A 26,242-nucleotide genomic window follows, 5' to 3' on the forward strand; every position below is an offset into this window, starting at 1 on the left:
CGGTGGTTATGGGTCCCGGCTCGCGCGGAGCCTGTCATCGGGCGGCGCTTCGCGCCGACCCGTTGGCTTGGCCGGAACGACGTAGAGGGCTTACCCCAACACCGGCATCGTGATCACATCATACCCGTGACTGATCTTGCGCTTCAGCACGGGATCCTCCAGCTCGAACTCGAAACGATCTGCCGGACGGATGCCGCCCTTGGCGGCGAAGGTGCCGCCGAACATGGCGCAGCCGTCGGGCAGGCCCTTGCCGCCAAAGCCGCGGTCAATCAGGTCCTTGACCGGCAGCATCGCATCGAGCGTGCCTTCCTGGTAGAGGACGCGGGCGCCGCCAATGACGGACCAGGATCGCAGGATCATCCGGTCCCAATGCGCGATGACCTCCTCCAGTTCCCACAGCACGGAGGCTACCGGCTTGTCGCACATCTGCTTGGAGACGGTGACGCTGTAGCTCTCCACCTTGCGGTCGGTATGGTCGGAACCGCAGCCGACGAAGATGCGGCCCTGCCAGCCGATCAGCACGAACTCGACCTCGCCGCTGGAATTTTCACCGGAAACCTCGATGCGATCGGCCTGCGTGATCCGCCGGGCCGAGCAGCGGTAGTAGATCGGCGTTGAAGCCGGCCGCGCGATGCCGATCGCTTCGAGTTCGGCGATGTGCTTGTCGCGCGCCACCGGATCGCGGCCGGTCCAGCCGGCGATGACGGCCTGATCGATCGCGAGCGTCAGCGGCGTCAACATACCCTTGTCGTCGACATTGAAGGTCAGATCAAACACGGATGATGTCCTCCATTCCGGCGGCCAGTTCGAAGATGCGGCGGTCCGCTCCGCCCGCTGCCGCGAGCATCAGCCCGACCGGCACCGCGCCTTCGCGATGCACCGGCAGCGAAATCGCGCAGCCGTCGAGCATGTTGATCAGCGTGCAATTGCGCAACGCGCGCAAATTCTGCGTAGCGAAGGCCTGGTCATCGGCGAGATCGGCGATCTTGGGCGGCGTGTTGGCGGTGGTCGGCAGCACCAGTGCGTCATAGGGCGCGATACGCGTCTCTGTTCGCGCAATGAACGAGCGGCGGGCATTGACGATATCGATATAGTCAGCCGCGCTGATGCCTTCGCCGCGCAGGATGCGGACGCGAACGCGGGGGTCGTAGACGTCTCCCTTGCTGGTAAGCAGATAGCGGTGCCAGGCATAGCTCTCCGCGGCAGCAAAACCGCCCTTGCTGTTCATGACGCCGACATCGTGAAATTCCGGCACCTCGATCCGCTCGATCGACGCGCCCTGCCGCGACAGCATCGCTAGCGCGCGTTCAAATGTGTTTGCGACGTCAGCGTCGAGGTCATCCAGCGCGATCGTGGTCGGCACCGCCAACCGCATGCCCTTGATCGGACGCGGCTGCAATGGCTGTACGGCTTCGCCCGCAAGCACGGCGTCAAGCACCGCGCAGCAATCGACACTGCGTGCGAGCGGGCCGAAACTATCGAGCGAGAACGACAGCGGCACACCGCCGTCAAGCGGCACGCGGCGTTGCGTCGGCTTGTAGCCGACGATGCCGTTAAAGGCTGCCGGAATCCGGCAGGAGCCGCCGGTATCGGTGCCGAGTGCGCCATAGGCCATGCGATCGGCGATCGAGACCGCCGCGCCCGAGGACGAGCCGCCAGGCACGTGGCCGACGCTGCGATTGAAGACGCTTTTCGGCGTGCCGTAATGCGGATTGATGCCGATGCCGGAATAGGCGAATTCGGTCATGTTGGTGCGGCCGATGACGATGAAGCCCGCCCGGCGCAGCCGCGCCACGACAGGCGCATCGGCTTCCGCCGGCGCGGAGTCTTCCAGCGCGCGCGAGCCGGCGCGGGTCACCTGCCCCCTGATGTCGTAGAGATCCTTGATCGACACGGGAATGCCGGCATAGGGCGACGGCATGGCGCGCGCCTTGCGCAGCTGATCCATTGCGTCGGCGGCGACGATCGCCGCATCCTTGTCGACGTGGATGAAGGTCCGCGCGCCTTCGCCGGCGGGATCGGCAATCCTTGCAAGACATTCCTCGACCAGTTTGCGCGCGGTGGTGCGCCCAGTGTCGAGATCGGCGGCGAGGCTCGCAAGCGTCGGATGGTTCGGCATGGCTTCTTGATTACTTCCTGTGCGATTTACCGTGGCGCGGACTATCTCCGATGACGGGCTGGCATACAAGCGCTCTCACGCGCCGGGAATGCGGCCATGCGACAGCACCGCTGCTCGGACCGTTGACGGAGATCGGTCAATATCGCATCAAGACCGCAACAAGCGGGTGGACGCCCGCACTCTCAAGGAGAAGAGCCGATATGGCGGAGCCTGCGCGCGCGAAACCAAAACCCACGCCTGAAACGCAACATTTCTGGGATGGAACGCAGGCCGGCGAATTGCGCCTGCAACGCTGCGATGCCTGCGCCAATGTCTATTTCCCGCCGCGGCCGTTCTGCCCCTCCTGCGCCTCGCGCAAGGTCTCGGTCTTCAAGGCGAGCGGCAAGGGCAAGCTCTACAGCTATGTCATCAACCACCGCCCGGCGGCGCCCGGCTTCACGCCACCTTATGCAATCGCCGTCGTCGAACTCGACGAAGGTCCGCGCATGATGAGCAACATCATCGATTGCCCGCAGACGCCGGAGGCGCTCGAGCTCGACATGAAGCTCGAAGTCGCGTTCGAGAAGCTCGACGACAAGATCACCCTTCCCCTGTTTCGTCCGGCGAAGGGCTAAGCACCATGCGCAGAAATCAGGTCGCCGTCGTCGGCGCAGCCGAGACCACCGAACTCGGCGTCATCCCCAACATGTCGCAGATCCAGTTGCACGCGGATGCGGCGCTCAACGCCATCGCCGATGCCGGGCTGAAACTGTCCGATATCGATGGTATCGCCACCGCGGTGGAAACCCCGCAGCAGATCGCCCATTACCTCGGCATCACGCCGACCTGGGTTGACGGCACCTCCGTCGGCGGCTGCTCGTTCATGCTGCATGTTCGCCACGCGGCTGCGGCGATCGAGGCCGGCCTCTGCAAGACCGTGCTGATCACGCATGCCGAAAGCGGCAAGTCGATGATCGGCAAGCTGCCCCGCTCGACGCCGGCAGACAGCCTCAACGGCCAGTTCGAAGCTCCCTTCGGCGTCTACGGGCCGCCCAGCATGTTCCCGATCCCGGTGCTGCGCTACATGAAGACCTATGGCATCACCCACGAGCAGATCGCAATGGTCGCGGTCGCCCAGCGGGAATGGGCGGCGAAGAATCCGCGTGCCACCATGAAGGCGCCCATCACGGTCGAGGACGTGCTGAATTCGCGGATGATCGCCTACCCGTTCCGCATCCTGCAATGCTGCCTCGTCACCGACGGCGGCGGCGCACTGATCCTCACCTCTGCCGACCGCGCCAAGGATTTTCCGAACAAGCCGGTCTATATTCTCGGCACCGGCGAGAGCGTGGAAACGCCGATGGTCAGCCAGATGGAAACGTTCAACTCCTCGCGCGCCTTCAAGGTCGCAGGCCCCACCGCGTTTCGCGAAGCTGGCATCGCCCACAAGGACGTCGATCATTTGATGATCTACGACGCCTTTGCGCATCTGCCGCTCTATGGCCTCGGCGATCTCGGCTTCATGCCGCATGAGGAGACCGGCAGGTTCATCGCCGAGGGTAATACCCGCCCCGGCGGCAAGCTGCCGCTCAACACCAATGGCGGCGGCCTGAGCTACATGCATTCCGGCATGTACGGCATGTACGCGCTGCAGGAGAGCGTGCGGCAAATGCGCGGCATCGCGCCAGCGCAGGTCAAGGACGCAAAGATTTCGGTCTGCCACGGCGTCGGCGGCATGTTCGCAGCATCAGGCACGATCATCTTTACGAACGAGAAGTAACAACCTCCGTCATTCCGGGATGGTCCGAAGGACCAGACCCGGAATCTCGAGATTCCGGGTTCGCGCTCTGCGCGCCCCGGAATGACGGAGGACAACAGGAGAACTCCCAATGGCAAAATCACTGCAAGACAAGGTCATCATCGTCACCGGCGCAGGCCGCGGCATTGGCCGCGAGATCGCGCTGCTCTGCGCCGCGGAAGGCGCCAAGGTCGTGGTCAACGATCCCGGCGTCGCCGCCGACGGCGCCGGTTCGAGCGCTGCGCCCGCCGAGGAGGTGGTCGAGGAGATCAAGAAGCGCGGCGGCACCGCAGTCGCCAATTTCGAGTCGGTTGCTGAAGCGATTCCCGCGAGCAAGATCGTGAAGACGGCGACCGACCATTTCGGCCGGCTCGACGGCGTCGTCAACAATGCCGGCATTTTGCGCGACATGATCTTCCACAAGATGAGCGTGGAGGCGTTCGAGGCCGTCATCAAGGTGCACCTGATGGGCTCGTTCTACGTCTCTCATGCGGCGGCGCGACTGTACCGCGAACAGGAGAGCGGCTCCTTCGTGCACTTCACTTCGACCTCGGGCCTGATCGGCAATTTCGGCCAGGCCAACTACGCCGCCGCCAAGCTCGGCATCGTCGGCTTGTCGAAGTCGATCGCGCTCGACATGGGCCGCTTCAACGTGCGCTCGAACTGCGTCTCGCCGTTCGCCTGGACCCGCATGATCGGCACCATCCCGACCGAGACCGAGGCCGAGAAGGCGCGCGTGGCGAAAATCCAGCAGATGGGACCGGAGAAGATCGCGCCGGTCTGCGCCTATCTGCTCAGCGACGCCGCCAGGGACGTGACCGGACAGATTTTTGGGGTGCGCATGAACGAGATCTTCCTGATGAGCCAGTCGCGCCCGATCCGCTCGGTGCACCGCGGCGAAGGCTGGACGCCGGAAACCATCGCCGAGCACGGCATGCCGGCGCTCAAGGGATCGTTCTACAAGCTCGACCGATCTGCAGACATTTTCCCCTGGGATCCGATCTGACGGCTTTATCAAAATGGTCGTCCCGGCTGGTTGCTGGGACGACTATCTTCGATTACTCAGCGCGCCCCGCCCGCTTTATGCCGGATTGCGGGCCGATGTTTTTCTTCCAAACAAAAACTGGGAGGAAATCATGACAACATCGCTGACCTTTCGCGATCTCCAACATAAAGGCGGTTTCGACCGCCGCAAGATGCTGACAGGCGCAGCCGCGTTTGCCGCCTCGGCCGTGACGATGAAATCGGCCTCTGCGGCGACCGTAGCGCCATTCGGCCAAACGGGTGCGCCAACCTTGCAAACCCCGCTACCCTTGGGCCCGCTTCCCGGCGCGCGCTATCCGGATGCTCGCTTGGAATCGATGAAGAAGCCAAAGGTTTCGTTCGGGCCCACCGGTTTCCCGGCCTTCGCCGGCACCATGGCCGTCGAGCGCGTCGCAACCGGTTTCCGCTGGGCCGAAGGCCCTGTCTACTTTCCGGCTGGGCGATATGTTCTGTTTAGCGACATTCCCAACAACCGCATCATGCGCTTCTCGGAGGATGACGGTCACGTCAGCGTATACCGCCATCCGTCGATGAACTCGAACGGCAACACCATCGACCGCGAAGGGCGCCTGATCAGCTGCGAGCATAGCGGCCGACGGGTGACCCGGACCGAACTCGATGGCTCGATCACGATCATCGCCGACAAGTACAATGGCAAGAAACTGAACTCGCCGAATGACGCGGTCGTCGCGGCCGACGGTTCGATCTGGTTCTGCGACCCAGGCTACGGTATCGGCGGCTATTACGAGGGCATCAAGGCCGAGCCCGAGCAGGAAAAGAAAAACGTCTACCGGGTGGATCCGAAATCCGGCGACATCAAGGTGGTGGTCGATGACTTCGTAGAGCCGAACGGCCTTTGCTTCTCGCCTGACGAGAAGAAGCTCTATATCTGCGATACCGGCTTCACCGACGGGCCGGATAACCCGTCGCATATCCGCGTGTTCGACGTCGATCTCGGGGCCGGAAAGCTTTCGAACAGCAAGGTCTTTGCGGACATGCCCAAGCCCAGCATTACCGACGGGCTGCGCTGCGACACCGCCGGGCGCCTTTGGTGCTCCGTGGGTTGGGGCGATCCGAATGAGGACGGCGTGCGCTGCTACACGCCTGACGGCGATCTCCTCGGCAAGATCCACATACCGGAAACTGTCGCCAATTTGTGCTTCGGTGGCCAGCAGCGAAACAGACTTTATATCTGCGGCTCGTCATCGCTCTATGCAGTCTACACCAGTGCGCAGGGCGCCATGAAGCCGTAACTGGCGCCGAGGGCGCGAATAATTGCTGAATCTGCGATTCCACCACGAGTCGTCCCCGCGCACGCGGGGACCCATAACCACAGGGTCCCGTTGCTGAAGGATGGTGTCTCCCACCCCGCTTTACTGAGAGATCACGCGGTATGGGTCCCGGCGTTCGCCGGGACGACGGTGGAGGGAGTAGCGCCCCTCACCCGCTATTCCTCAACCCCGCCGAAATGCCGTTGATGGTAAGCTGAATCCCGCGCAGCACCTGCTCGTCCGGGTTCTGCGCGCGGTGCTCCTTCAGCAATTCCACCTGCACGTGATTGAGCGGATCGAGATAGGGGAAGCGGTTGCGGATCGAGCGTTCCAGCAGCGGGTTACCTTGCAGAAGTCGCTCGTGGCCCATGATGTCGAGCAGCGTCTCGATCGAGGAATGCCATTCGCGCCGGATGCGGCCAAAGATGCTTTCGCGCAAAGCCACGTCAGGCACCAGCTCGGCATAGCGCGAGGCGATCGCGATCGAGCTCTTGGCGAGCACCATGTCCATATTCGACAACAGCATGCGGAAGAACGGCCACTCACGGTAGAGTTCCTGCAGGAACGGCATGCCCTGCTCCGGATGCTCCGCAATCCAGGTCTCGACCGCCGAGCCAAAGCCGTACCAGCCCGGCAACATCAGCCGGCATTGCGCCCAACTGAACACCCAGGGAATCGCTCGGAGGTCTTCGATCTCACGGGTTTTCTTGCGCGACGCCGGACGGCTGCCGATGTTAAGCGTCGAGATTTCGGTGATGACGGTGGAGCCCCAGAAATAATCGGCAAAGCCTTCGGTCTCGTAGACCAGCCCGCGATAGGCCTTGAAGGCGAGCGCGGACAGTTGCTCCATCGCGGTGAGATATTCCTTGCGCGGCGCGCTCTGCCGGGGATGCAAGAGGCTTGCCTCCAGCGTCGCGGCGGCCAGGATTTCCAGATTGCTGCGGCCGACTTCGGGGTTGGAATATTTGCTGGAAATGATCTCGCCCTGCTCGGTGATACGGATCTGGCCGTTCACGGCACCGCCGGGCTGCGCGATGATGGCGTCATAGCTTGGCCCGCCGCCGCGGCCGACCGATCCGCCGCGACCGTGGAACAGCCGCAGCCGCACGCCGTGACGCTCGAACACATCGACCAGTTCGATCTCGGCCTTGTAGAGCTCCCAGCCCGAGGTGACGAAGCCGCCATCCTTGTTGCTGTCGGAATAGCCGAGCATCACCTCCTGAACACTGCCGCGACTGTCCACCAGCCGGCGGTAATCATGCAGCGCCAGCATCCGGTCCATGATGCCGGATGACGCCTGCAAATCCTCGATGGTCTCGAACAGCGGCACGATATTGATGGCGCTGCGGCCGGAAGGGTTGACGAGGCCGACCTCCTTCAGCAGCAGCGCCACCTCCAGCATGTCGGACATGCCCTTGCACATGGAGATGATGCATTGGGGAATCACATCGGCGCCGAATTTGGCGTGCGCCTCGGCGGCGGCGCGAAAAACCGCGAGCTCACCCAGTGTTTCCTCGCTGTATTTGACGAATGGCGACGCCAGCGGCCGGGGGTTGCGCAGCTCGTTCGCCAGCAGCGCCACGCGCGCTTCCTCGCCAAGCGCGAGATAGGACATCCCGGGCGTCGCAGCATCGAGCAGTTCGGCCACCGTGCGTTCATGCACGGCCGAATTCTGCCGCATGTCGAGCCGGGCGAGATGGAAGCCGAAACAATCCACCGCCCGCCGTAATAACCGCAGCCGTCCGCGCGCGATCACGCCGGAATTGTTCGCAATCAGCGAGCGATCGAGCACGTCGAGATCGGCCTTGAACTCCTGCACGCTTGCATAAGGCGCGGCCTCGCCGACCGGCCGGCGGGTGGTTTCAACCTCCAGCCGCACCGCGGTCGCCGTCAGTCGGGCATAAATGCCGGACACCGCCAGCCGATAGGGTTCGCCGCTCCGGTGCGGCGAGGTGTCCGGCGAGCGTCCGGCCAGGGCGCGCAGCTCGTCGGAAACGTCGGCAAGATGCGCCGCCAGCGACAGTTCCGAGCCGAGGACGTGCAATTCCTCGAGATAGAAGTTCATCACCCGGCTCGACTGCAGGCGCAGTGTGCCGCGCATGACGTCGGCCGTGACAAACGGATTACCGTCGCGATCGCCGCCGATCCAGCTTCCCATGGTCAGGAACGAGGCCAGCTCGCCCGGCGTGCCGCCCTCCTCCTGGTTCAGCCGGTCTTCCAGCGCGCAATGCAGCCGCGGCACCTCGTGCAGGAAGGTGTAGTCGTAGAATGACAGGCCGTTGGCGACCTCGTCGAGCACGGTCAGCTTGGTCCGGCGCAACAGATTGGTCTGCCACAGCGTCAGCACGGCGCGGCGCAATTGCTCGTCGCTGGCCTCGATTTCTTCAGGCGTGAGCTGAACGCGCTCGCGACGGTCGAGCAGCGCCGCGATCTCCATCTCGCGGTCGATCGTGCTCTTGCGGCGGACCTCCGTCGGGTGCGCGGTCAATACCGGGCTGACGAGCGAATCCTTGAAAAAACGCCGCAACTCGGCCGCACTGAAGCCGGCCGTCTTGGCATGTGACAACGTCTGCGTCAGCAGGCTCGGCCGCGGCCCGCCGGGACCTCGACCGCGCATCTGGCGGATGTTGTTCTGGTCCTCGGCGATATTGGCGAGATGCGAGAAATAGCTGAAGGCGCGGACGATCTGCACGGTGTCGCTGGTCGACATGCCGTCGAGAATGGTCTCGAGTTCCCGCCGCGCCAGCTTGTCTTCGTCGCGGTGGAACCGGATCGAGGTCTGCCGGATGCGCTCGACGAGGTCGAACACCTCGGCGCCCTCCTGGTCGCGGACGGTATCGCCGAGAATGCGCCCGAGCAGGCGGATATCCGTCCGCAGCCGCGCGTCTTCCTCCAAAGCCAGCGCCTCGTCGCTGCGATTGGACCGGACCTCGATCTCGGAAGGCATGGTCTGGGAAGACACTATCTGGGAAGACATGGCTGGCTACCTCAGAAATTGCCCGGCAATTCCGAGTGTGCAAGTTTTTTGCCGCAGTGCAAGATAAAGATGCGGGACGGTGCAGGTCCGTGTCCCGGACGCGGTGCGGCGCCCTTCGCGCTGCTTCGCAGAGCCGGGACCTACACCGCCGCAGCCGTGGGCCCCGGATCAGCAGCGCACCACGCCGCAAGAGCGGCGCGTTGCGCAGCATCCGGGGCACGCCGCCGTCGATCGGGTCAAATCCTCCGCCCCGCCCGTTCCCAATACGGATCGCGCAGGCGGCGCTTGAAGATTTTGCCGGAATCTTCCCGCGGCAGGTTGGACTGGATTTCGATATGTTTTGGCACCTTGTAATCGGCCAGCGATATCTTGAGCTGTGCGCGGACGAAGGCGATCTCGAGCGTCGCGCCCGGCTGCGGCTCCACCACAGCCATCAGCGCCTCGCCGAATTCGGCGTCGGGAATGCCGAACACCGCGCAATCATGTACTCCGGGAATCGCGTGCAGCGCGGCCTCGATCTCTGCCGGATAGATGTTGACGCCGCCGGAAATCACCATGTCGCGCTTGCGGTCGCAGATGAAGACATAGCCATCGGCGTCGATGTAACCGACATCGCCCGAGGTGATGAAGCCTTCACGATCGATCTCGGCGCGCTTTTCCGGCTTGTTGTGATAGGTGAAATCAGGGTTGCCTGATATGCGCGAATAGATTTCGCCGATCTCGCCCTGCGGCAATTCCCTTCCGTCGTCGCCGATGAAACGCAGCTCCGCACCCGGCGCGATCTTGCCGACGGTGCCAGGCTTTCTCAGCGCGTCCCCGGAAGTGGCGAAGGTGACGGCGCCCGACTCGGTCGAGCCGTAGAATTCGTAGATGATCGGCCCCCACCATTCGATCATCGCGCGCTTGACGTCCGCCGGACAGGGCGCGGCGGCATGGATGATGTGGCGCAGCGACGACACGTCGTACTTCTTGCGGATCTCCTCCGACAGCTTCATCAGGCGGATGAACATGGTCGGCACCATGAAGATGGTGTCGATCTTCTCGGTCTCGATCACCCGCAAAAATTCTTCCGCGTCGAAGCGCGGCATGATTACCAGTGCGCCGCCGAGACGGCCGGCGCGCAGGCCGAACGAGTTCGGGGCGGAATGATACAGCGGCCCCGGCAGCAGCGCGCGGGCGCCCGGCTTGAGGCCGTAGATCAGGCTGCGCATGCGCTCGGCGTTGGCGGTCTGCTCCGGCGTCGGCGCAAAGCGGCGCACGCCCTTCGGATGGCCCGTCGTGCCGGAGGTGTAGATCATGTTTTGCGGCTGCGGTACCGCAGGCCCGTCATAGCGCGGGTGCCGCTTCAGCCAGGATTCGAAATCGATTGCGAAATCGGGCGTGGTAAGGTGATCGGGATTGATCTTGTAGCTGGCGATAATTTCCGGCGGCGTCGGCACGCTGTGCGCGGTGACATCAGGCGGAATCGCCTCGCGCAACTGATGCAGCAAGTCGGCGTGCGCGATCAGCACCGAGGTGCCGGAATCCTTCAGCACATAGTTGATCTCTTCCGGCTTGAAGTGCCAGTTGACAGGTACGCCATAGGCGCCAAGCCGCATCGCCGCATAGGCCGCCTCGATGAAGGCGATGTCGTTGCGCATCAGCATGGCGACGCTGTCGCCCTGTTTGACGCCGAGTTTTTGCAAGCCGCTGGCGATGCGGTCGGTGCGATCGGCGACCTCGTCGTGATCGCGTCGGCGCGGGCCGCTGATGATGCCGAGGAAGGGGGATGAAGTTTCGGTCATTGCCTTGTTCTTTTTACAGCAAATTTCACTCGTCATTCCGGGATGCGCCGCAAGGCGTAGGCCCGGAATCCATCCAACCATAGGAGCGTGTGTCGCGATGGATTCCGGGTTCGATGCTTTGCATCGCCCCGGAATGACGGTGAAATTTATCCCACATCCGCGAACCTTGGCGCGCGTTTTTCCATATTGGCGCGCACCGCCTCGGTCTGGTTGGCGCTGCCGAGCAGCTTCTGCTGTTCGACGGATTCGGCGAGCAACGCCGGAGCCGGATCGACCGACAGTTTGTTCAGCATGCGCTTGGCGGCGCGGATCGCATCGGGACTCTTGCCGGCGATTTCGCGCGCGACCTCGAAGGCCACAGCAAGCGGGTCGTCGCAGATCCGCGTCGCGAGACCATAGCCCATGGCTTCCTGTGCCGAGAAGATGCGGCCGGTATAGGTGAGTTCGCGCAAAATATCGTCGCGGACGAGGCTTGCGAGAATCGGCGTGCCGGCCATGTCGGGCACCAGCCCCCATTTGATTTCCATGATCGACATCCGCGCGTCGGGCGTGAGGAAGCGCATGTCCGCGCCGAGCGCGAGCTGAAAGCCGCCGCCGAACGCCACGCCCTGGATCGCGGCAATCACAGGCACCGGAAGCTGACGCCAGCCCCAGACCGCCTGCTGCGGAAAGTTCGCGAGCCCATGCGTGCGTGCAGTGAGGTCACGTTTCTCGCCACCGGCGACCCCGTTACCGCCGTTCTCTTTCATGGCTGCAAAGCGTCCCATATCAAGACCGGCGCAGAACGCCCGCCCTTCCCCGGACAATACGACCACCCGGAGCCCCTTTTCGTGGGCAAGCCGTTCGGTCGCGGCCACCAGCGCCTCAAACATCGCGGCATCGAGCGCGTTCATCTTGTCCGCCCGCACCAGCCGGACGTCAGCGATGCCGTCTGAAATCGATATCGAGACGCGTTGTTCCATGAGAATTCCTCCACTCTTTCATCTCTTGACGCTTTACAGAACGGCGTCGTCCGGTTTTAGTCAATCGACCAATTAACAGACAATCCCCGTGGGTGGAAACGATGTTCAACGATCAGCTTCTCGCCGGGCGGCGCATTCTCGTGACCGGAGGTGGCACCGGCCTCGGCAAGTCCATGGCCGCGCGGTTTCTCCAACTGGGAGCCGAGGTCCACATCTGCGGCCGCCGCAAAATCGTGTGCGACGAGACCGCGACCGAATTGATGGACCTTCATGGCGGGCGCGCCATCAGCCACGGCGTCGACATCCGCAATGCGATGGCCGTCGACGAAATGATCGAACAGATCTGGACCGAAGGTCCCCTCACCGATCTCATCAACAACGCCGCCGGTAATTTCATCTCGCGGTCGGAAGAGCTCTCGCCGCGCGGCTTCGATGCCGTCGCCAATATCGTGATGCATGGCACCTTCTACGTCACGCACGCGGTGGGACGGCGCTGGATCGCCGAAAAACTGCGCGGCAATGTGGTGTCGATCACGGTGACCTGGGTGCGCAACGGCTCGCCCTATGTGGTGCCGTCGGCGATGAGCAAATCGGCGATCCACGCCATGACGATGTCGCTTGCGGTCGAATGGGGCAAGCATGGCATCCGCCTCAACACCATTGCACCCGGCGAAATCCCGACCGAGGGCATGAGCAAGCGCATCAAGCCCGGCGACGAGGCCGGCGCGCGCACGCGGGCGCAGAACCCGATGGGCCGGGTCGGCACCATGGAGGAATTGCAGAACCTTGCGGTGTTCCTGATCTCCGGTGGCTGCGACTGGATCAACGGCGAGACCATCGCCATGGACGGCGCGCAGGCGCTCGCGATGGGCGGCAATTTCTACCAGTTGCGCGACTGGAGCGACGACGACTGGAACAAGGCGCGCGACTCGATCAAGGCGCAGAACGAAAAGGACCGCGCGTCGCGAGGGTAACCTCTGCTGTCGTTCCTGCGAACGCAGGAACCCATCACCACCAGCGTCAATTGGTACGAAGGTAACTAGCCCCATCGCCTCACCGATAGGCCGCGGCGACGCGATGAGCGCAATTGCGCTCACGCTCGGGGTCACTGCGTTCGCAGGGACGACAGTGCCGTATTGTCTTTGTCGCGCGATGACGCCAAACTCGGCGCAACGATAACAAGACGATACGGGAGAGACATGTCCGCTTCGCAGCAATTGACGAACCTTGCCGACATGGTGCGCGAACGCGCCAGGACGCGCGGCGACGCCATCGCGTATGAGTTTGAAGGACGCCAGACCAGCTTCGCCGAGTTCGACATCAAGACCAACCGCGTTGCGAACGCGCTGATCGCGCAGGGCGTCAAGCCGGGCCAGCGGATCGCCTATCTCGGCAAGAACAGCGACTTCTATTTCGAGCTTTTGATGGGCGCCATGAAGGCCAAAGCGGTGATGGCGCCGGTCAACTGGCGTCTCGCCGGCCCCGAGGTCGCCGTCATCGTCGCCGACTGCAAGGCGCCGGTGCTGTTCGTGGGACCCGAGTTCATCACGCAGGTCCGCAATATCAAGGCGCAACTGCCAGACGTACGCCATGTGATCACCACCGAGGGCGGCGCACCGGAATGGCGAGATTTTATGGCCTGGCGCGATGCCGCCAGTGGTGACGATCCGAAGGTTCCGATCAGCCCGAAGGACATCGCGATCCAGCTCTATACGTCGGGCACCACGGGCAAGCCGAAGGGGGCGATGCTGTCGCATGCCAACTTCTTCAACCTGGTGCACGCCGGCAACGAGGCCGAGAAACCCGAATGGAACAAGTGGTCGGCCGATGACGTCTCGCTGGTGGCGATGCCAATCTTTCACATCGGCGGCTCCGGTTGGGGCGTGATGGGGCTCTATCACGGCGCCAAGGGCGTGATCGCGCGCGAATTCGATCCGACCAAGGTTTTGGATTTCTTCGAGCAGTCCGGAATTACAAAACTGTTCATGGTGCCGGCGGCGATGCAGTTCGTGGTGCGGCAACCACGGGCGCGGCAGGTCGATTTCTCCCGCCTGAAATACATGCTCTACGGCGCCTCGCCGATTCCCGCGGCGCTCTTGAAGGAGTGCATCGAGGTGTTCAAGTGCGGTTTCGTGCAGTTGTACGGCATGACCGAAACGACAGGCACTATTGTCGCGCTTCCGCCCGAGGACCATGTCGAGGGGCTGGAGCGCATGCGCTCCGCCGGCAAGGCGCTGCCGGGCATCGAGCTTGCGATCCTCGATGCCGACGGCAAGCGGTTGCCACCCCGCCAGGTCGGCGAAATCGCTACCCGCTCCGGCTCCAACATGGCGGGCTACTGGAACCTGCCCGAGGCGACCGCGAAGACCCTCGGCAGCGATGGCTGGTTGCGCACGGGCGATGCCGGCTACATGGATGAGGACGGCTACCTCTACATCCACGACCGCATCAAGGACATGATCATCTCCGGCGGCGAGAACATCTATCCGGCCGAAGTCGAAAGCGCGATCTGCGATCACCCAGACGTCGCCGAAGCCGCCGTGATCGGCATCCCCGACGACAAATGGGGCGAAGCGGTCAAGGCGGTCGTGGTGATGAAGCCCGGCAAGCAGGCTGACGCCACCGACATCATCAATTTTACCCGCGAGCGCATCGCGGGCTTCAAGACGCCGAAATCGGTCGACTTTTTGGAGGCGCTGCCGCGCAATCCGTCGGGCAAGATTTTGCGGCGGAATCTGCGCGAACCGTATTGGGCGGGCAAGGATCGTCAGGTGAATTGATCTCGCCTCGTAGGGTGGGCAAAGCGAAGCGTGCCCACCATCCGCTATCGTGGTTTGGATAGATGGTGGGCACGGCGCAAGGGCGCCTTTGCCCACCCTACAATTCCGAAATCGCTAATGCTTCCCCGCCCCCATATAGCCAAACAGGAATCCCGCCACTTTCCGCTTCTGGATTTCCTCGCTGCCTTCGGTGATGCGGTAGCGGCGGTGATGGCGGTAGATGTGTTCGAACGGCTTGTGGCGCGAATAGCCCATGCCGCCATGCACCTGCATGGCGCGGTCGGCGGCTTCGCAGCACAGGCGGTTGGCCCAGTAGTTGCACATCGACACGCGGTCGGAGAGCGTGTGCTCGACCTGCGCTTGCGTGAGTTGGTCCATCTCCCACGCGGTCTTGCGGATCAATAGCCGGAGCATCTCGGCCTGCGTCGCCAACTCTACCAGCGGCCATTGGATCGCCTGGTTCTCGGCTAGCGCCTTGCCGAACGGCTTTCGCTCGCGAGCGTATTTGACGCTTTCGTTGATGCAGTAGACCGCCGCGCCGAGCGAACTCGCGGCCTGCCGGATGCGGTTCTCATGCACGAAGCATTGCGCCAGCGATAGTCCCCGGCCGATCTCGCCGAACAGCGCATCCTCAGGCACGAACACATCCGTGAAGCTGACGCGCGGATGATCCGTCGGCATGTTGAAAGTCCACATGTATTCCTCGACCTTCACCCCCGGGCTCTTGGCCGGCACCAGCAGGCACGTGATGCCGCGCGCATCGCCGTCATTGCCCGAGGTGCGGGCAAACAGCGCGCAATGGGTCGCGACATGCATGCCTGTCGTCCACATCTTCTGGCCGTTGATGATCCAGCCCTTGACGTTGTCGCGGGTCGCCTGCACCGCCCTGGTTTCCATATGGGTCGCATCCGAGCCGTGCTCGGGCTCAGTCAGACCAAACGTGATGCGGTATTTTCCGGTGATCGAGCCCTCGATCATCGCCTTCTGCGCGTCGGTGCCGTAACGGTCGAGCATGGTGACGAGCGGCAGATTGCCGACGATCGAATGCTCGTTCTGCAGGTCGTTGTGCAGGCCGAGGCCCTTCGCGGCAAAATGCTCGCGGATGACAGCCATCCAGAGATTGGAACCATCCTTGCCGCCATAGCGCTTCGGGATAGCGAAGCGCAGATGGCCGGCGGCGTCGGCGAGGGTCTTCGCCTTGCGCAGCAGCGCTTCCCACTCATGACGCGGCAGGCCGCCGTTTTCGAAATCGGTGCGCGCCCATTCGCGGCGATGGTCGAAGAAGCGGATGTTGTCGTCGGCCTCCTCCAGCGGCTTGATCTCGCGCGCGATGAAGCGGTCGAGCTCGTCGAGATAGGCGACAAGGTCAGCAGGCAGGTTGAAATCCAAGGCAGTCTCTCCCGGAAATGTCGTTTGTTTTGATTTGCGTTTAGGCGCTACGCAGCGCTCCTGCTCGGATCGATTTAGGTTGGAAGACCACCGCCAAGTCAAGCGAGGCAATATCGCTTGGCACGCGCGGGGGCCTTGCGTAATTGGATGGTATCGGACGCCGGCGGCGCGCTACACTCACGGCATATTCTTCGCGGCAGAAAATCAACACGGGAGCAAACATGGACCTGAAATTCTCCAAGGTGACGCGCAAGGGACCGGTCACGATCATCACGCTGTCGCGGCCCGAAGTGTACAATGCGTTGCATATCGACGCGCATTTCGAACTCAACAAGGTGTTCGACGAGTTTGCCGCGGACCCTGCGCAATGGGTTGCGATCGTCACCGGCGCCGGCGACAAGGCGTTCTGCGCCGGCAACGATCTGAAATGGCAGGCCGCCGGCGGCAAGCGTGGCTGGGACAAGGGCGGTTTTGCCGGCCTCACCTCGCGGTTCGACTGCGACAAGCCGATCATCGCCGCGGTCAATGGCGTCGCGATGGGCGGCGGCTTTGAGATTGCGCTGGCCTGCGACCTCATCATCGCCTCGGAGAACGCCACCTTTGCGCTGCCCGAGCCGCGCGTCGGCCTCGCCGCATTGGCCGGCGGCGTGCACCGGCTGCCGCGCCAGATCGGGCTGAAGCGCGCCATGGGCATGATCCTCACCGCGCGCCACGTCTCCGCCAGGGAGGGGCTTGAACTGGGCTTCGTCAACGAGGTGGTTCCGGCCGGTGAAGCGCTGGCCGCGGCCGAGCGCTGGGCGGAGACGATCTGCAAGAACTCGCCGATGTCGATCCGCGCTTCCAAGCAGGCGATCCAGCGGGGACTTGACGGATCGCTCGAGCAGGCTATCGCCGAGCAGCGCGAGTACCCGGCCGTGAAGGCGATGGCGGCCTCGCAGGACTACATCGAGGGACCGAAAGCGTTTGCGGAGAAGCGCCCGCCGAAATGGCTGGGACGGTAGCAATTGACTCGCCATCGTCGTCCCTGCGGAAAGCAGGGGCCCATACCGCGTGATCTCTCTTGGCGGCGCGGTGGCAGAAACTTTTCGTCATTACCAACGCCTGTGGTTATGGGTCCCTGCGGTTCGCAGGGACGACGCCGAACTAGCTACCCTTGCCTCCAAGCTCCCGCCTGTACGAGGCATAGTTCGGCTGATCGACGGCGAGCTTGTCCATCGTGGTCTGCCAGAGATGTTCTGATAGTCCCGGCGTCTGCAGATCGACCTCGCCCTTTGCAATTTTCTCCGACAGCGCGCGATTCAACTCGATCAATGAACCGTCCAGTCCAAGCAGTTGCTTCAGCCGCGCGACTTCCGCGGCGTCACTCCCCTGCTCCAACGCCAATTGCCGGGCAACCAGATCCAGCGCATTGATGCCGACGCGAAGCTTGAAGGCGTTGTGTCCCTCGATCTGAGGGGCGATCTCGTTGCGGAGGAAATCCGCGACCGCCTTGATCAATTCGGTGGGTGTCGGTTCGTCCTGCATGTTATTTCCCCCGCGGGGCTAGCAGCCGTAGCAAATCGATTTCCGTCTCCGACGAGCGCCTTCCGATCATCGCGCGCTCCATCGAATGGTCGGGGCCTTGCCGGAACCGCTGCATCATGCCGCAGCACATGATGCCCCAGCGCAGCGTGCCCATCACTTCCCAGAACATCACGCGATCAGGGTCAGCCTTGCGGCCGGCTTCCTCGTAGCCCGCGAACAGTTCCTCGCGCGTTCCAAAGCCGCCGACCGGCTTGTCGATCCCGCCGAATCGCCAGGAGTTGACACAGATCCAGCCGAGATCTTCCATCGGGTCGCCGACATGCGCGAGCTCCCAGTCCAGCACCGCGCGGACGCCATCGGGGCCGATGATGAGATTGCCGTGGCGGAAATCGCCGTGCACCAGTGTCACCTCCTTCGACGGCCCGGGATCGCGCTCGGCCAGCCAGCGCAGCGCCAGCTCGAACACCGGACGCGGCCAGCCAAAACTGCGGTATTCGCGATCGAGGTCGGCGATTTCCTTTGTCGCAGTCATCTCGCGCAGTTTTGGCAGCTTCAAAGCCGGCAAGCCGTGAATGCCGGCGATCACGCGGCCAAGCTGCCGCGCCAGGATCGGACGCGCTGTTGCAAACTGTTCATCGCGAAGAATCTTGCGCGCGATGGTCTCGCCCTCGATGCGCTGCATGATGAATCCGCTGCCGAGTTCGTCCTGCGGCTGCAACACATGCATCACCCGCGGCGACGGCAGGCCGGCGTCGTGCGCGAGCTGCATCAACGCCGCCTCGGCATCGAGCCCGGCGGCCCGCCCCGGCGACGCGCCATAGCCCGGCGGGGCGCGGCGCAGGATCGCGCCGATATTGCCGTCCGGATGCACGATGTCGAACGTCCAGGTTTCCTGGCTGGCGCCGCCGGAGAGTTTGGCGGCGCCGGTGACGCCGGTCGCTCCCGGATACCAGGAGGCGACGCAACGTGCGAGCAGGTCCTCGATCATTTGCCCCTGAACTTGGCGGGGCGCTTTTCGAGGAATGCGGTGACGCCTTCCTTGAAATCTTCCGCGGCGCCCGCGATGCGTTGCGATTCGAATTCGAGGTTGAGCTGTTCCTCGAAGGAATTTTCCGGGCTGTCCCAATAGAGTTTTCGGATCAAGGACAGCGCGATCGTCGGTCCATTGGCGAGGTCATGCGCGAGCTTCATCGCTTCTTCCATCAATACCGCATCGTCGTAGACGCGGTTGACGAGGCCCCACTCCAGCGCCTTCTCCGCCGGCAGCCGCTCTCCCATCAAGGACAGTTCGACCGAACGTGCTTTCCCGATCATGCGCGGCAACAGCCAGGTCGAGCCGCAATCCGGCACCAGGCCGATGCGGCGGAACGCCTGCAGGAAATAGGACGAGCGCGCGCACAGGATCATGTCGCCCATCAAGGCAAAGCTCATCCCGGCACCGGCGGCGGGGCCATTGACGGCCGACACGATCGGGCAATGCAGCCGGCGCAGCCGCCGCAGGAACGGATGAAAGCCGATCTCCAGCGATTGCCCAGCATTGCTCTTGCCGGGCTTCTGGTTGTTGCGGCCCTGCAGGTTGGCGCCGGTGCAGAACGCGCGTCCGGCGCCGGTCAGCACCAGGCAGCGCACCTCATCCCGCTTCTCCTCGATCGCGTCGAGCGCCTCGCCAAGACCGCCCAGCATGTCCATCGAGACCGCGTTCATGACCTCCTGATGGTCGAGCTTGAGAATGGCGACCGGGCCATCGAAATCGAGCGTGACGTGCTTGAACTGCATTGCTTCCTCATGACTTGTGTTTACGCGCTATTTCGCTGCGCGGAAGATCTGACATCTCGACCCATATTTGATTTTCCGGGCGCGCTTGTCCATGCTTGCGCCAGAGCATCTGCCCGCCACCGGGCGCACGGCTTGATGTTTGAGCATGATCTCCGGGCAAACGCTTCGCGTTTTTCCCGAGGGAGAACCGGTGTCCACTTTTCCGGATCATGCTGTAACCCGTGCCAAACAAATGGAAACGTCCCATGAGCATTTTCGATCTCTCCGGCCGCACCGCCGTCATCACCGGCGGCAATGGCGGCATCGGTCTTGGCATCGCGCAGGCGCTCAACGCGCAAGGTTGCAACGTTTCGATCTGGGGTCGCAACGCCGAGAAGAACAAGAGTGCGGCGGCGACCATGTCGGCCGGGCCTGGCAAGGTGCATACACAGGTCTGCGACGTCAGCGACCCCGCCTCCGTGAAGGCGGCGATGAAGGCGACCCTCGATACATTCGGCCGGGTCGATGGCTGCTTTGCCAATGCCGGCATCGGCGGCGGCGGACGGCGCGCCTTCATCGACCGCACCGAGGAGGAATGGCGGCGCATGTTCGCGACCAATCTCGACGGCGTCTTCCACGTGTTTCAGGCGGCCGCCCGCCACATGACCGAACGCGCCGAGGCCGGCGACAAGTTCGGCCGGCTGGTCGCAACCTCGAGCCTCGCCTCGCTGTTCGGTACCGCGCGCAACGAGCATTACGCCGGCACCAAAGCCGCGCTGAACGCGCTGTGCCGGGCACTCGCGGTCGAACTGGCGCGCCACTGCGTCACCGCGAATGCGATCCTGCCCGGCTGGATCAAGAGCGACATGACCTCCGGCCTCATGGCCAACGACAAGTTCGTCGCCAACGTGATGCCGCGCATCCCGGTGCGCCGGTTCGGCGAGCCCACGGATTTCGGCGGCATCGCGGTGTACATCATGAGCAAGGCGTCGTCGTATCATACAGCGGACTGCTTTGTGATCGATGGCGGGTACACGGCGTTTTGAGATTGGGTGACGTAGGCGATCGCACCCATAACCATCGATGCCAGCAACGCTGTAGCTACAACTTCGCAGAACATGAACATTAGTGGTTATGGGCCCCTGCGTTTGCAGGAACGACAGCGAATGTGCGTTCGCGATCTCGCCACATCATCTGTGCGAGTTTTGCCTGATAACTTCCCGCCCTCTTGTTCAGAGGGCACAGGGAAGACCGATGGATTCTCTGATGTGCAATTGCACATCAGAACTCGCGCTACGCACACCCCCGGAATGACGGGCGAGCTTTAACCCCACGGTCCGCGCGAGGGTGAAGTCCGGCCCCACGGGCTGCGGCGCGGGTAGTTGCCGCGGGCGCTGACGGAGGCCGTTGCGCCGCTCGCGCCGATCTCCGCCGCAAGCTGCTGCAATGCGGCGATGCGGTTCTCCGTGGACGGGTGCGTCGTGAACAGATTGTCCATGCCGTGGCCCGACAGCGGGTTGATGATGAACATGTGCGCCGTCGCCGGATTGCGCTCGGCTTCCGGGTTCGGCACCACATGCGCGGCGTTCGCGATCTTGGACAGCGCCGAGGCAAGCCACATCGGCTGGCCGCAGATGCGCGCACCGAGATCGTCGGCGGCGTATTCGCGGGTCCGGCTGATCGCCATCTGCACCAGCATGGCGCCGAGCGGCGCCAGGATCATCATGGCGATCGAGCCGATGATGCCGGGGCCATGGTTGCTGTCGCGGTTGCCGCCGAAGAACATGCCGAACTGCGCCAGCATCGAGATCGCACCGGCAATCGTCGCGGTGATGGTCATCAGCAGCGTGTCGTGGTTTTTGACGTGCGCGAGCTCATGCGCGATCACGCCGGCGAGCTCCTCGCGGCTCAGCGACTGCATCAGGCCCGTGGTCACGGCGACCGCGGCGTTCTGCGGATTGCGGCCGGTGGCAAATGCATTCGGCTGCGCCTCATCCATCACGAACACGCGCGGCATCGGCAGGCCGGCACGGCCGGCCAACTCGGCCACGAGGTTGACGAGGTCGGGCGCGCTGCTCCCGTCGACCTCATGGGCGCCGTACATCGACAGCACCATGCGGTCCGAATTCCAGTAGGCGAATATGTTCGTCGCAGCCGCAATCACGAGCGCGATCAAGGCACCGCCGGCGCCGCCAATCAGATAGCCGACACCCATGAAGAGGCCGGTGAGACCGGCCAGAAGAATGGCAGTCTTCAGATAGCTCATTGTCGTCTCCCTGCCGCCCACAGCCGGACGCCTGAGCTGGCCTCCCAAAGGTAGGAATTGCTCTGGCTGCGCTGCAAGATGCCCGCGGTGCGTCGAGGCGCCGCGCTCGGGCGTGGAAACCAGTCTTCCGGGCTGGATTACCGAAACGTAATCTGACGGCCCCCGCGGGCTACCACTCGGCCAGCTTGTACAACGCCAATGACGGCGTCTACATTGCACGGCAACGGGCACCGCGCGGGGTTGTTCCGCCACGCGAAAAACAAGGGCGGGTGCTCATCCGAAACACTGGGGAGGAATTGAAGAAATGTTTTCGCATGTGATGATCGGCACCAACGACCTCGAAAAGGCCAAGGCGTTCTACGACGCGCTGCTCGGCACGCTTGGCGTCCGGCCGGCCAAAGTCGATGGCCACCGCATTTTCTACTTCACCAAGACCGGCGTGTTCTCGGTGACGAAGCCGATCAACGGCCAGGCGGCGACGCCGGCGAATGGCGGCACCATCGGCTTTGCGGCGGACTCTCCCGAGCAGGCCGACGCCTGGCACGCGGTTGGCATCGCCAATGGCGGCACCACGTGCGAAAATCCGCCGGGCATTCGCGAGGGCTCAGCGGGCAAACTCTATCTGGCCTATTTGCGCGATCTCGACGGCAACAAGATCTGCGCAATGCATCGGATGCCAGCATAGCTGCGGCTCCCTCCTCATGGCCGGGTAATAGCGCAAAGCGCTTCTTCGCGCTGGATGTCCCGGCCATCCACTCTTCGTCGCAAAGGAAAGACGTGGATACCCAAGACAAGCCCGGGCATAACGAGCTGGATGCCGAAGCGGCTGCTCACTGTTGATCACCGCTTTTGCAACGTGCCATGAGGCGGAAAATCGTGCCTCCAAGGCGCGCTTGTACAAGCCCCTTCCCGCCGTCTACATTGCCGGCCAACGAGCCGAGTGCGCCCGCAAGATGAACGTTCTTGCGCAAATGGGAGGGAATAATCCATGAAACACGCCTACATCCCGCGAACGACGACCTACAATCTCAATCCGGGCGAAGAACTCAACGATCTCAGGATGTCGGACGAGGTCCGTCCGCTGTACGAGCACGTCAAGAAGTTCATCCGCGAGACCGTCGATCCGATGTCGGTCGAGTTCATGCGGCTTGGCGAAAGCAAGAAGGACCGCTGGAGCTTTACGCCCGAGCAACTCGCGGTGCTGCAGAAGGCCAAGGACAAGGCCAAGGAAGAAGGGCTGTGGAATTTCTTCCTGCCCGACGACGAGACCGGCCAGGGCCTGAAGAACCTGGACTACGCCTATATCGCGGTTGAGCTGGCGAAAAATCCGCTCGCTTCGGAAACCATGAACTGCTCGGCGCCGGATACCGGCAACATGGAGGTGCTGGAGCGCGTCGGCACCAAGGAACAGAAGGAGAAGTGGCTGAAGCCGCTGCTCGCGGGCGAGATCCGCTCGGCCTACGCGATGACCGAACCGAATGTCGCCTCCTCCGATGCCAAGAATATTTCGACCACCGCAAAGCTGGTCGGCGACGAATGGGTGATCAACGGCGAAAAATATTACATTTCCGGCGCCGGCGATCCGCGCTGCAAGATCATGATCGTGATGGTGAAGACCAACCCGGATGCGCCGCCGAGCAAGCAGCAGTCGCAGATCCTGGTGCCGATCGATACCCCTGGCGTGGAAATCCTCGGGCCCATGCATGTGTTCGGCCACGACCACGCGCCGCGCGGGCACATGCACCTGCGCTTCAACAATTGCCGGGTACCGAAGGAGAACATGCTGCTCGGCGAAGGCCGCGGCTTTGAAATCTCGCAAGTCCGCCTCGGGCCGGGCCGCATCCATCACTGCATGCGCACCATCGGCAAGGCGGAAAAGGCGCTCGACCTGATGGTGTCGCGCGGTCTGACCCGCGAGGCCTTCGGCAAGAAGATCGCCCATCTCGGCGGCAATCTACAGATCATTGCCCAAGCGCGCTGCGAGATCGAGGCGATGCGGCTGATGGTGCTGAAGGCGGCCAAGGCGATGGACGTGCTCGGCAACAAGGAGGCGCGGATCTGGGTCAGCATGGTGAAAGCCATGGTGCCGGAACGCACCTGCAAGATCATCGACCAGGCGATCCAGATGCACGGCGCCACCGGCATTTCGCAATGGAGCCCGCTCGGCGAGATGTACCAGGACGTCCGCCACCTGCGCTTCGCCGATGGTCCTGATGAAGTGCACTGGATGGTGGTCGGAAGGCACGAGCTGAGCATGCCGTAGGCTGAGCTGTCGTAGGCAAAGGCGCGCAAGCGCCGTGCCCACCGCTACTTGCGCCCGCGCTGAATGGTGGGCACGCTGCGCTTTGCCCACCCTACGCGGAGCCCCCTACATGCAATACGACCCCAGCGACCTGAAACCCCGCGAGCGCTACAAGGTGCTCACATCCTTCGTGCTGCCGCGGCCGATTGCGTGGGTGACGTCGATGGGACCTGCCGGCGTGGTCAACGCGGCGCCGTTCAGCTTCTTCAACGTGTTCTGCGAGGATCCGCCGCTCTGCATGTTCGCCGCCAATCTGCGTCCCGACGGCCGCATCAAGGATACCGTGATCAACATCCGCGCCACGAACGAGTTCGTGGTCAACATGACCGACGAGCCGCTGGCGCAGGCGATGCATGAGAGCAGCGGCGACTTTCCCCCTGATATCGGCGAGCCGGATTACCTAAAACTCAAACTGGCGCCCTCGACCAAGATCGCCGTGCCGCGGCTGACGGATGCGCCGTTTGCGATGGAATGCAGGACCTGGAAGGAAATCGACGTCAACGGCGACCGGTTGCTGGTGATGGGCGAAGGCATCCATTTCCACATTCGCGACGAATTGTGGGATCACGCCGCGATGCGCGTGCATATGGAGCGCTATCACCCGATCGGCCGCATGTTCGCGGACCGTTATTGCCGGACGGATGATCGCGTGATGTTTCCGCCGGCCGAGGGGGCGAAGACGGCGGTTTAAGCTGACGGGTTTCGTAGGGTGGGCAAATCGGGATAGGGGGGAGCCTCTCGGCTCCTCCCCTCCCACACCACCGTACGTACGGGTCCGTATACGGCGGTTCGGTGGATTATGCATGTCGTAGTTCTGTGATGGAAGTCAGGCCGAGTGAACCGAAGAAAGCAATTGGCATTGCAGTGGTGAGCGCGGGGCTGCTTGCGAGCCGCCAAGGGCCACGCGGGCTTCCGGCGGTTCGCGCCGCCAGGTCCCGGCCGACGCCGCAGCGTCGCAGCTCGGCAAAGCGAGCAGGTCCACACTTCCATTGCTTCCAGGCGATGGCGCGCAACCGCCGCCTGATCCATTCCTCAAGCGCGCGCAACACCGACGGGGTTTGGCAGAAGCCGAAGTAACCCCGCCACCCGATGAGGTAGACCGACAGCTCCTTGACGATCTGCGCAAGGCTTCGTCCACGCGTGCGCCGCGTCAGCTCCCGAATTCTCGCCTTGAAGCGGGCGATGGCCTGCGGCGCAACGCGCCGTCGCGGCTTTCGTCCACTCGTGTAGCTGAAGCCCAGGAACTTGCGAACGCTCGGTTTGGCAACCGCACTCTTGGCTTTGTTGACCTTGAGCTTGAGGCGCTTCTCGATGAACCGCTCGATCCCGGCCAGCACCCGCTCGCCCGCCTTCTGACTGCGCACATAGATGTTGCAATCGTCGGCGTAGCGCACGAAGCGATGGCCGCGTTTCTCCAGTTCCTTGTCCAGCACATCCAGCATCAGGTTCGACAACAGCGGCGAGAGCGGCCCACCCTGCGGCGTGCCTTCCTCCGTCGGGCTGACAAGGCCTCCTTCCATCGCACCCGCGGTCAGAAAGCCGCGGATCAGCTTCAGGATGCGTTTGTCGGCAACCCGCTTGGCAACAAGCCCCATCAGGATATCGTGGTTGACCCGGTCGAAGAACTTCTCCAGGTCGATGTCCACGACGATGGCGTGTCCGGACGCAATATACGTCTGCGCCCGCTCTACCGCCTGATGCGCCGAGCGCTTCGGCCGGAAGCCGAAGCTCGTCTCGGAGAACGTTCCGTCCCAGTCGGCTTGCAGCACCTGCATCACCGCCTGCTGGATAAAGCGGTCGAGCACCGTCGGAATGCCGAGCAGCCGCATGCCACCCGACGGCTTCGGTATCTCGACGCGCCACACCGGCTGCGGCTTGTAGATGCCTTCAAGCAACTGGACCCGAACCGTAGGCCAGTGCTCCTTCAGGTAGGCCGACAAGTCATCGACATTCATACCGTCAATGCCTGCCGTACCTTTGTTGCGCTTCACTCGCGCCAACGCTTTCTTCAGGTTCTCACGCTCAACCACGTCTTCCATCGACGGTCCCGCAACCGCCGGGCGTTCGGGACAGGCTCTCGCCGGGCGCGCTTCGGGCTCTCGGGCGGCGGCGCTTCGGGCTTCACCCTCCGCTCCGGTGCCCAAGTTCAGCTCGACCTGGTTCTTCTGCCGCATGGCTCGCACGAGATCGCCGCTCTACTAACCGCTTCCACCGTTCAGGCCTTCGGCGGCGCGCTGCCGCCTACTACGCCCTCTGCTGACTTCTGCGCTGCGGTCAGGCCGCCTTGCGGCG

23 protein-coding genes are annotated in these 26,242 nt (G+C 63.3%); 11 read left to right on the plus strand and 12 right to left on the minus strand.

The annotated features are described in order from the left end of the window. Nucleotides 1-90: 90 nt before the first annotated feature. Together V1288_RS00455 and V1288_RS00460 are read right to left on the minus strand one after the other, a co-directional pair. Nucleotides 91-777, minus strand: a complete 687-nt coding sequence (locus V1288_RS00455; protein ID WP_334355205.1) for a DUF2848 domain-containing protein — start codon at nt 775-777, stop codon at nt 91-93. After that, complete coding sequence (locus V1288_RS00460) at nt 770-2,119, minus strand: amidase (RefSeq protein ID WP_334355206.1); 1,350 nt, start codon at nt 2,117-2,119, stop codon at nt 770-772. Before V1288_RS00460 ends, V1288_RS00455 begins: the two co-directional genes overlap by 8 nt. A gap of 200 nt (nt 2,120-2,319) precedes the next feature. On the opposite strand from V1288_RS00460, the gene V1288_RS00465 reads away from it, so the two are divergent. The 4 genes from V1288_RS00465 to V1288_RS00480 all read left to right on the plus strand — a co-directional run bounded on the left by V1288_RS00465 (nt 2,320) and on the right by V1288_RS00480 (nt 6,193). After that, complete coding sequence (locus V1288_RS00465) at nt 2,320-2,733, plus strand: Zn-ribbon domain-containing OB-fold protein (RefSeq protein ID WP_057863339.1); 414 nt, start codon at nt 2,320-2,322, stop codon at nt 2,731-2,733. Between the two features lie 5 nt (nt 2,734-2,738). Beyond that, nucleotides 2,739-3,878 carry a thiolase C-terminal domain-containing protein gene (locus V1288_RS00470; RefSeq protein ID WP_334355207.1) on the plus strand — a complete coding sequence of 380 codons (1,140 nt, stop codon included), beginning with the start codon at nt 2,739-2,741 and terminating at the stop codon, nt 3,876-3,878. Between the two features lie 109 nt (nt 3,879-3,987). Continuing rightward, nucleotides 3,988-4,902 (plus strand): SDR family oxidoreductase, encoded by a 915-nt coding sequence (locus V1288_RS00475; protein WP_334355208.1) that lies wholly within the window; start codon nt 3,988-3,990, stop codon nt 4,900-4,902. Nucleotides 4,903-5,257: 355 nt separating this feature from the next. Beyond that, nucleotides 5,258-6,193 carry an SMP-30/gluconolactonase/LRE family protein gene (locus V1288_RS00480; RefSeq protein ID WP_442894005.1) on the plus strand — a complete coding sequence of 312 codons (936 nt, stop codon included), beginning with the start codon at nt 5,258-5,260 and terminating at the stop codon, nt 6,191-6,193. A 187-nt stretch (nt 6,194-6,380) separates the two neighbouring features. Here the strand turns inward: V1288_RS00480 and ppc are convergent, their stop codons facing one another. The 3 genes from ppc to V1288_RS00495 all read right to left on the minus strand — a co-directional run bounded on the left by ppc (nt 6,381) and on the right by V1288_RS00495 (nt 11,934). Next, nucleotides 6,381-9,173 carry a phosphoenolpyruvate carboxylase gene (ppc, locus tag V1288_RS00485; protein ID WP_334361154.1) on the minus strand — a complete coding sequence of 931 codons (2,793 nt, stop codon included), beginning with the start codon at nt 9,171-9,173 and terminating at the stop codon, nt 6,381-6,383. 251 nt (nt 9,174-9,424) lie between these two features. Then, nucleotides 9,425-10,972, minus strand: coding sequence for an acyl-CoA synthetase (locus V1288_RS00490; protein ID WP_334355210.1), 1,548 nt, complete (start codon nt 10,970-10,972; stop codon nt 9,425-9,427). Between the two features lie 146 nt (nt 10,973-11,118). Further along, the gene (locus V1288_RS00495) at nt 11,119-11,934 is read right to left on the minus strand and encodes a crotonase/enoyl-CoA hydratase family protein (protein ID WP_334355211.1); all 816 of its coding nucleotides are present in this window, start codon (nt 11,932-11,934) and stop codon (nt 11,119-11,121) included. A gap of 101 nt (nt 11,935-12,035) precedes the next feature. Between V1288_RS00495 and V1288_RS00500 the strand changes: the two genes are divergently transcribed. Further along, nucleotides 12,036-12,908 carry an SDR family oxidoreductase gene (locus tag V1288_RS00500; protein ID WP_334355212.1) on the plus strand — a complete coding sequence of 291 codons (873 nt, stop codon included), beginning with the start codon at nt 12,036-12,038 and terminating at the stop codon, nt 12,906-12,908. 225 nt (nt 12,909-13,133) lie between these two features. Beyond that, nucleotides 13,134-14,714, plus strand: a complete 1,581-nt coding sequence (locus V1288_RS00505) for a fatty acid--CoA ligase (RefSeq protein ID WP_334355213.1) — start codon at nt 13,134-13,136, stop codon at nt 14,712-14,714. Nucleotides 14,715-14,828: 114 nt separating this feature from the next. Here V1288_RS00505 and V1288_RS00510 read toward each other — a convergent pair whose 3' ends face one another. Then, entirely contained in the window at nt 14,829-16,103 is a 1,275-nt protein-coding gene (locus tag V1288_RS00510; RefSeq protein ID WP_334355214.1) for an acyl-CoA dehydrogenase family protein, read from the minus strand. 221 nt (nt 16,104-16,324) lie between these two features. On the opposite strand from V1288_RS00510, the gene V1288_RS00515 reads away from it, so the two are divergent. After that, a complete protein-coding gene (locus tag V1288_RS00515; RefSeq protein ID WP_334355215.1) occupies nt 16,325-17,104 on the plus strand; it encodes an enoyl-CoA hydratase-related protein in 780 nt (259 codons plus the stop codon). A gap of 142 nt (nt 17,105-17,246) precedes the next feature. On the opposite strand, the gene V1288_RS00520 is transcribed toward V1288_RS00515, so the two are convergent. Genes V1288_RS00520 through V1288_RS00535 form a run of 4 tightly spaced genes read right to left on the minus strand, consistent with a single transcriptional unit; the run spans nt 17,247 to nt 19,656 of the window. After that, nucleotides 17,247-17,627, minus strand: coding sequence for a DUF6285 domain-containing protein (locus V1288_RS00520; RefSeq protein ID WP_334355216.1), 381 nt, complete (start codon nt 17,625-17,627; stop codon nt 17,247-17,249). A 1-nt stretch (nt 17,628) separates the two neighbouring features. After that, a complete protein-coding gene (locus V1288_RS00525) occupies nt 17,629-18,615 on the minus strand; it encodes a phosphotransferase family protein (RefSeq protein ID WP_334355217.1) in 987 nt (328 codons plus the stop codon). Continuing rightward, on the minus strand, nt 18,612-19,403 hold the full coding sequence (locus V1288_RS00530) for an enoyl-CoA hydratase/isomerase (RefSeq protein ID WP_334355218.1): 792 nt from the start codon (nt 19,401-19,403) through the stop codon (nt 18,612-18,614). Before V1288_RS00530 ends, V1288_RS00525 begins: the two co-directional genes overlap by 4 nt. Before the next feature lie 7 nt (nt 19,404-19,410). Next, nucleotides 19,411-19,656, minus strand: coding sequence for a hypothetical protein (locus tag V1288_RS00535; RefSeq protein ID WP_334355219.1), 246 nt, complete (start codon nt 19,654-19,656; stop codon nt 19,411-19,413). Here V1288_RS00535 and V1288_RS00540 point away from each other — a divergent pair. Beyond that, nucleotides 19,649-20,428: an SDR family NAD(P)-dependent oxidoreductase gene (locus V1288_RS00540; RefSeq protein WP_334355220.1), complete on the plus strand. Its 780-nt coding sequence runs from the start codon at nt 19,649-19,651 to the stop codon at nt 20,426-20,428. The two genes, V1288_RS00535 and V1288_RS00540, sit on opposite strands and share 8 nt — an antisense overlap. A gap of 278 nt (nt 20,429-20,706) precedes the next feature. On the opposite strand, the gene htpX is transcribed toward V1288_RS00540, so the two are convergent. Beyond that, nucleotides 20,707-21,648, minus strand: a complete 942-nt coding sequence (gene htpX / locus V1288_RS00545) for a zinc metalloprotease HtpX (protein ID WP_334355221.1) — start codon at nt 21,646-21,648, stop codon at nt 20,707-20,709. 304 nt (nt 21,649-21,952) lie between these two features. Here htpX and V1288_RS00550 point away from each other — a divergent pair, with 304 nt between their 5' ends. From V1288_RS00550 to V1288_RS00560, 3 genes are all read left to right on the plus strand, one after another. Then, entirely contained in the window at nt 21,953-22,333 is a 381-nt protein-coding gene (locus tag V1288_RS00550) for a VOC family protein (RefSeq protein WP_334355222.1), read from the plus strand. A gap of 303 nt (nt 22,334-22,636) precedes the next feature. Next, nucleotides 22,637-23,911, plus strand: a complete 1,275-nt coding sequence (locus tag V1288_RS00555) for an acyl-CoA dehydrogenase family protein (protein WP_334355223.1) — start codon at nt 22,637-22,639, stop codon at nt 23,909-23,911. 109 nt (nt 23,912-24,020) lie between these two features. Beyond that, nucleotides 24,021-24,641, plus strand: coding sequence for a flavin reductase family protein (locus V1288_RS00560; protein WP_334355224.1), 621 nt, complete (start codon nt 24,021-24,023; stop codon nt 24,639-24,641). Between the two features lie 106 nt (nt 24,642-24,747). On the opposite strand, the gene ltrA is transcribed toward V1288_RS00560, so the two are convergent. Continuing rightward, on the minus strand, nt 24,748-26,124 hold the full coding sequence (ltrA, locus tag V1288_RS00565; RefSeq protein WP_334355225.1) for a group II intron reverse transcriptase/maturase: 1,377 nt from the start codon (nt 26,122-26,124) through the stop codon (nt 24,748-24,750). Nucleotides 26,125-26,242 lie beyond the last annotated feature (118 nt).

This window comes from Bradyrhizobium sp. AZCC 2176, from assembly GCF_036924645.1.
GTDB lineage: Bacteria > Pseudomonadota > Alphaproteobacteria > Rhizobiales > Xanthobacteraceae > Bradyrhizobium.